Annotated in this window: 5 protein-coding genes; 1 reads left to right on the top strand and 4 read right to left on the bottom strand. The window is 62.4% G+C overall.

Annotated features, from left to right (window positions below; genetic code table 11):
- Positions 1–17 precede the first annotated feature (17 nt).
- Positions 18–248 carry an MbtH family protein gene (locus tag B4400_RS18985; protein ID WP_078312237.1) on the bottom strand — a complete coding sequence of 77 codons (231 nt, stop codon included), beginning with the start codon at positions 246–248 and terminating at the stop codon, positions 18–20.
- A gap of 535 nt (positions 249–783) precedes the next feature.
- Here B4400_RS18985 and B4400_RS18980 point away from each other — a divergent pair.
- Positions 784–2,187 carry a cytochrome P450 gene (locus B4400_RS18980; RefSeq protein WP_078312125.1) on the top strand — a complete coding sequence of 468 codons (1,404 nt, stop codon included), beginning with the start codon at positions 784–786 and terminating at the stop codon, positions 2,185–2,187.
- On the opposite strand, the gene B4400_RS18975 is transcribed toward B4400_RS18980, so the two are convergent.
- The 3 genes from B4400_RS18975 to B4400_RS18965 all read right to left on the bottom strand — a co-directional run bounded on the left by B4400_RS18975 (position 2,159) and on the right by B4400_RS18965 (position 5,868).
- Complete coding sequence (locus tag B4400_RS18975; protein ID WP_078312124.1) at positions 2,159–3,439, bottom strand: glycosyltransferase; 1,281 nt, start codon at positions 3,437–3,439, stop codon at positions 2,159–2,161. The two genes, B4400_RS18980 and B4400_RS18975, sit on opposite strands and share 29 nt — an antisense overlap.
- Before the next feature lie 7 nt (positions 3,440–3,446).
- Complete coding sequence (locus tag B4400_RS18970; protein ID WP_078312123.1) at positions 3,447–4,727, bottom strand: glycosyltransferase; 1,281 nt, start codon at positions 4,725–4,727, stop codon at positions 3,447–3,449.
- A gap of 160 nt (positions 4,728–4,887) precedes the next feature.
- Positions 4,888–5,868: a class I SAM-dependent methyltransferase gene (locus B4400_RS18965; protein WP_078312122.1), complete on the bottom strand. Its 981-nt coding sequence runs from the start codon at positions 5,866–5,868 to the stop codon at positions 4,888–4,890.
- Between the last annotated feature and the right edge of the window lie 119 nt (positions 5,869–5,987).

Raw genomic sequence — 5,987 nt, 5'->3', positions numbered from 1 at the left:
CGGTCCCCGCCCACTGCTTAATGATCAACAGTCCGACCCTGTGCCACCCTCTCGCGCAGGCTTTTTGGCCTAATGTCGGGCCAGTTCTGCTCTATGTTGTCCAAGCAGGCAGCACGATCCGCCGCACCGAAAACCACTCGCCATCCGGCTGGAACATCGACAAAGGCCGGCCACAGACTGTGCTGTTCTTCGTCGTTGACCAGAACCAAAAAGCTGCCCTTGTCATCATCAAATGGGTTGATACTCAACACTTCTCCCGACACCATCCACACGCGATAAGTGGAACCTGTTCTAAAAATAACGGAGAAAGCGCCGCCGGTGCGTGTTTTTAGAGAAATCGCCAATACTTGCTACTGGCCAGTTAGAAACCTGAATGGCCGGTCGTCATTGCCCGACACGATTGGCCCAGGAGGTGCGAATTGGCTGCTATTCGTTACCAAACCGGTCATGATCAGCTCGCCGCCACTGCTACGACACAGAAGGTTCCTGTTGTCTCATGATTTGCTGTAAGCCCCGCGGCACGTATCGTGCGGCACTCGACGAGGTACCGCACGTGACCAGATTTGTCCCGCAGAAGCGCCCTCGGCGATCGGCCTGATACCCCCCGTCGACATGCCCAACCTCCGAAAGTGCCTGCGCACCCGACTCAACACTCGTACCGTTGGTGGGCACCGTTGCGCCCCGGACTGAGTCAGTTTCCGCGACAGGCAAACTCGCGCCAGCCGCTGCCGAGGCCGCCGGCATGTGAGCTGTCATACCGTCTAGTACTTAGGATCACGCAAAGTGAGCAAAACTGCGAAAACCGCACTGCCGCCCGGGCCTCCGCTCCCCCTGGTGGTGCAGTCCGTATTGATGGCCGCCTATGGCCTGCGCTTCCTGGCCGGATGCCAGCGCCGCTATGGCAACGTCTTCACGCTGCGTATTCCCTTGTCGGGCAAGGTGGTATACCTCGCAAATCCCGCCGATATCAAGACGGTGTACGCCGGCGACCCGCGGGTCTTTCATTCCGGCGAGGCACACTGGTTCTTTCGGGGCCTCCTCGGTGATAGCTCCCTGTTCGTACTCGACGAGGACGCCCACCACGACCAGCGTCGCCTGCTCATGCCGGCGTTTCATCGCGACGCCGTCGCGCGCCAGGCCGCTCAGATGGCCGCGATCGCTGCCGCAAACATAACCAAATGGCCGGTCGGTGAAGACTTCTCCGTTGCTCCGAAGACCACCGACATCACACTCGAGGTGATCCTGCGAACAGTTATCGGCGCCACCGACCCGACGCGGCTGGCCGCACTCCGCAAGGTCGTGCCGCGTCTGCTCTACATGAAGCCGTGGGAAACACCGGCGATTACCAATCCGGGCCTGCGGCGCTACTTCCCCTGGCGGGGGGTCGGCAGGCGAATGGCAGAGACCGATGCCTTGCTCTACGCGGAGATCGCCGAACGCCGTGCCGATCCCAACCTGGCTGAGCGCACCGATGTGTTGGCCATGCTGGTAGGCGCCACCGACGGCAACGGCCGCACCATGTCCGACCAAGAACTGCGTGATCACCTCCTGACGTCCATCGCGGCCGGACACGAGACCACTGCGACGGCGCTGTCCTGGGTGCTGGAACGACTGACCCGCCACCCCACCGCACTGGCGAAGGCCGTGCGGGCCGCCGATGCCAGCGCCGCGGGTGATCCGTCGGGCGACGAATACCTCGACGCGGTGACGAAAGAGACGTTGCGCATCCGGCCGGTGATCTTCAGTTCGGGCAGGGTGCTCAAGGAACCGGTCGAGGTCGGCGGCTATCGGCTACCGGCCGGCATCATGGTCGATCCGGCGATCGGACTTGTTCATGCGAGCGCCGACGTGTACCCGGATCCAGACCGATTCGACCCGGATCGGATGCTCGGCACCGCGCTGAGCCCGACCACCTGGCTGCCGTTCGGTGGAGGCAACCGCCGCTGTCTTGGGGCCACCTTCGCGATGGTCGAAATTCGGGTTGTCCTGCGTGAGATCCTGCGCCGGGTTGACTTGTGCACCACCGAGGCTCCCGATGAGAAGCAGCAGGCGAAGCACGTCACTTTCGTGCCACATCGTGGTGGGCTTATCCGTGTTCAAGCGATCAGGGATCGCGAGCCCGCAGCGGCACCGGCATGTCCCGCCGGTTCTCATGCCATTACGCAGTCCAGCGACTCGCAGCTCTAGCTGCCGCCAGACTCTCCACGAGATCTGCCGTGATCACAACGCTGTCGGCGGGCCTGGTCATTCGAGCAGCGAGCTCGCGGGCACGAGCCACACAGTCCGGTTCGAGGATGGTGCGTAGGTCAGCCACCAAGGTCTTCTTCGTCGTGGCCGAGAGCCGCCGGGCGGTCCCCACTTTCAATCGTTTGACCCGCGATCCCCACAGTGTCTGATCGAGGTCCGTCGAAAGTATCAAGGTGGGAACGCCCGCCCGCAGGCCCGCGGCGGTGGTGCCCGTGCCACCGTGGTGCACCACCGCACGACAGGCCGGGAAGGCAACGGAATAGCGCATCGCACCAACCACTTTGACGTTCTCAGCGGGAGGGAAATCGCTGAAGTCGGATCCGGCCGAACATACCAGCGCCCGCTCGCCCAATTGGTCACACGCCGAACCGATCATGGCAAGTGTCTTGGCGGCAGATTCGACCGGCAGACTGCCAAAGCCGAAGAAAACCGGCGGCGCACCGGAAGCAATCCACGCCGCCACTTCGTCATCAAACTCCGTCGGCAGATCAAGTGTCAGCGCACCCACGAACGGGCGACGGCCCTCATGCTCCGCCCATTCGGCGGCCAGTCCGCGAAAGCAGACCTCGTCATAGGCCTGAATCTCCAGCGAACCGCGATCGGTGATTCGCCACGGTGAGGGTACGGCGGCCTTCGGCAGCGCCAGCTCACCGCGCTGGACACCCTCAACCTTCCTCGCATTCCGCCAGGCGAGCCACTCGCCAGCCTTCATTGTCGATCGGCTCACTGGCGCGGGCAGAAACGGCAGGAAGTGGCCGTTGGCCCGCAAGGGAAAGAAGTGCAGCGTGGCCAGCGGAATGTCGTAGTACTCCGCGACATTGCCCGCGGCGTCCTCGAAATTCACACCGGTGAAGAGCAGGTCGGCCCCTTCAGCCAACGATGTCAGAGTGGCGACGATGTCCTTCCAACATTGGAGAAACGGCTCCACCACGTCGCGCCGCATCCTGATCAAATCCCGGATCTTCCAGAAGTTGCGAAAGAAGTGCGTCCAGAAATCGCGGTGCGCGTCGAGAACTGCCTGCAGATCCGGCCCGTACGGGACCGCGATAGGTCCGGCCGCCTCGACGAACGCGATAAGGTCGGGCGGAACGGCCATCTGCACCTCGTGCCCCCGACGTAGCAGCTCGCGGCCGACCGCGACACACGGCTCGATGTCACCGCGCGTGCCATAGCTCGCCAACACGAACTTCATCGCGGGTTCAGCCGGCCCGCTTGAGCCGAACGAACTCTTCCAGCAGATCGGCGGCGGTCACCGGACTCTCAGCGGCTTTGGTCATTCGGCTGGCAACCTCACGGGCACGCGTGACGTACTGCGCGTCGAGGATGGTGCGCAGGTCCGCGACCAGTGTCTTCTCGGTCGTCGCCGAGAAACGCCGCGCGGTACCCACTTTCAGCCGCTTGACGCGCGCTCCCCACAACGTCTGATCGAGGTCCGTCGACAGCACCAGCGTGGGTACTCCCGCCCGCAGACTCGCCGCGGTGGTGCCCGCACCGCCGTGGTGCACCACCGCGCGGCACGCCGGAAAGGCGGCAGAATAGTTCATCACGCCAACCACTTTGACATTCTCGAAAAGTGGGACATGGCTGAAATCACTTCCCCCGGCGCACACCAACGCCCTCTCTCCCAGCTGATCACATGCCCCGCTGATCATGGCTAGCGTCTCGACGGCTGACTCGACGGGCATGCTGCCGAAGCCGAAACAAATCGGCGGTTCTCCCTCGGCAATCCACGAGGCCACTTCGTCATCGGAATCTGTTGGTAGATCGAGTGTCAGTGCGCCCACGAAGGGCCGCCGACCATCGTATTCCGCCCATTCCGTCGCCAATCCGGGCATACACACCTCGTCATAGGCCTGGATCTCCAACGACCCGCGCTCTGCGATCCGCCAGGGCGAAGGACCGGTGGCCTTAGGCAGGCCCAGCTCACGACGCTGCGGATCCTCTAGCCTTTTGAACATCGGCCACCCCAGCCACTCCGACAACCTCATGATGGACCGGCCCAGCCGGGCAGGCATTCCCGGAACAAGCTGACCGTTGGCGCGAATCGGAAACACGTGCAGCGTGGCGAACGGCAGGGAGTAGAACTCCGCGACGTTACCGGCCGACTCCTCACCGAGGACGCCGGTGAACAGCAGGTCGGCATCAGCCGCTTGCGATCTCAGCGTCGTACTGACGTCCTCCCAGCACTGAACCAGGAACCGCCAATCTTCACGCAGCAGCTCCCGAAGGTCCCGGACCCTCCAGAAGTTCTTCCAGAAGTTCCGCAAGAATCGCGCCCAGAAGTCACGGTTCACGTCCTGCCACACCCGCACGTCCGGTCCACAGGCGACCGCGGATAGTCCGGCCGCCTCAGTGAAGTCAACGAGGTCGGGTGGGACGACCATGCGTACGTCGTGCCCGCGGCGCAACAACTCACGGCCAACGGCGATGCCAGGCTCGACGTCACCACGTGTTCCATAGAATGACAGTACGAATTTCATCGCAGAGCCCTTCACTTCCAGTGTTCCTGCGGAATGAAAGCGGGAGCCTCGCCACGGCTCAACCGACCGGCAGCATATCCCGGTACACGCGTTATTGACTTTAAATTCAAGAGATTTGGGAATACGCCAGCATCCCTAGACGGGGCGTACAGATTTGGCGCTACTTGACCCGCAGCACAAAACCGGTCTGGTCACCACGGTTCTGCTGATTGAGCTGTCTGGCCCGCTTCTCCCACCCCCATATCTGCTTGGGACGGAACATCCGAAGGATTTTGGGGTCGGTCACCGGAACATCAGCCCGATAGGCCTCACTTCCCGTGAACTGACCAAAAGTTGAATCATCAAATGTCTGCGCGACCCGCAATCCCGCGCGCTCTGCGGCCAGAGCCATTCCCCGTCGTGACGGTATGACCATGTGCCGAGGCGCGTCGGCCTGCACCCAATCGGCTCCGTAGATCGCCCAGGCTTCTGATGACGTTGTCGGCACCCGGGCCAGGCACATGCCGCCGTCGGCCAACTTTCTGGACGCCACCTCGAGCGTAGCCACCGGATCTGGCATGTGTTCGAGCGAGTGATTGAACATGATGAGATCGAATTCACCTGGTACATCGCTCAAATAGCGCTGCAGCAGCGGTATACGTTCGCGCGACTCGCTATCCCCTGCGATAAAGGGGTCGGCCCCGAGCAAGCTGACGAACCCCACTCTCGCGAGCCGGTCCAGCAACGCACCGCTTCCACATCCGACATCCAAGATCCGCGCATCGCGTTCAATTCCAAGCCCCGCGAGCATCTTGACGGCATCTCCCCCGAGCAGCACCCGGAAGATGCCCTCTGGTACAGGCGAGGCCATGGCTGACCCAAAAATCCTTCCCCCGCTTCGCAATGTGAATAGGTCTCGCTGCGCGACCAGCCATTGAAAGGCCTTCGGCTGGGCCGAGCCGTTGTGTGAATAGTAGGCCGCGGGGTAATGCCGCATGAGCTCGTCACCCTCAAGTGCATTGACGATCTGTAACGTGTCACACTCGGCGCAGCTGAAGTATTCGAACACCTCGCGGGTGCCGAACATCATCTCGCGAACCTCAAGCGTTCGATGAGGGCCGGTCGAGTCGCACAGTCGGCACGCACTGGTAACCACCGTCATTCAAATCTCCTCCACGAGGGTGTGAGTCCGGAGAGCGCGCACCGCGTGCCAAGGACCTGTGACAGCCCGCCACAGAACAACTTTCAAAGGAACCCCAGAGCACGAACCTACCGCGTAGT

Source organism: Mycobacterium sp. D16Q13 (genome assembly GCF_002013375.1).
Taxonomy (GTDB): domain Bacteria; phylum Actinomycetota; class Actinomycetes; order Mycobacteriales; family Mycobacteriaceae; genus Mycobacterium.
Note: the sequence above shows the minus strand (reverse complement) of the source record. Positions and strands in the feature narration are given on the sequence as shown.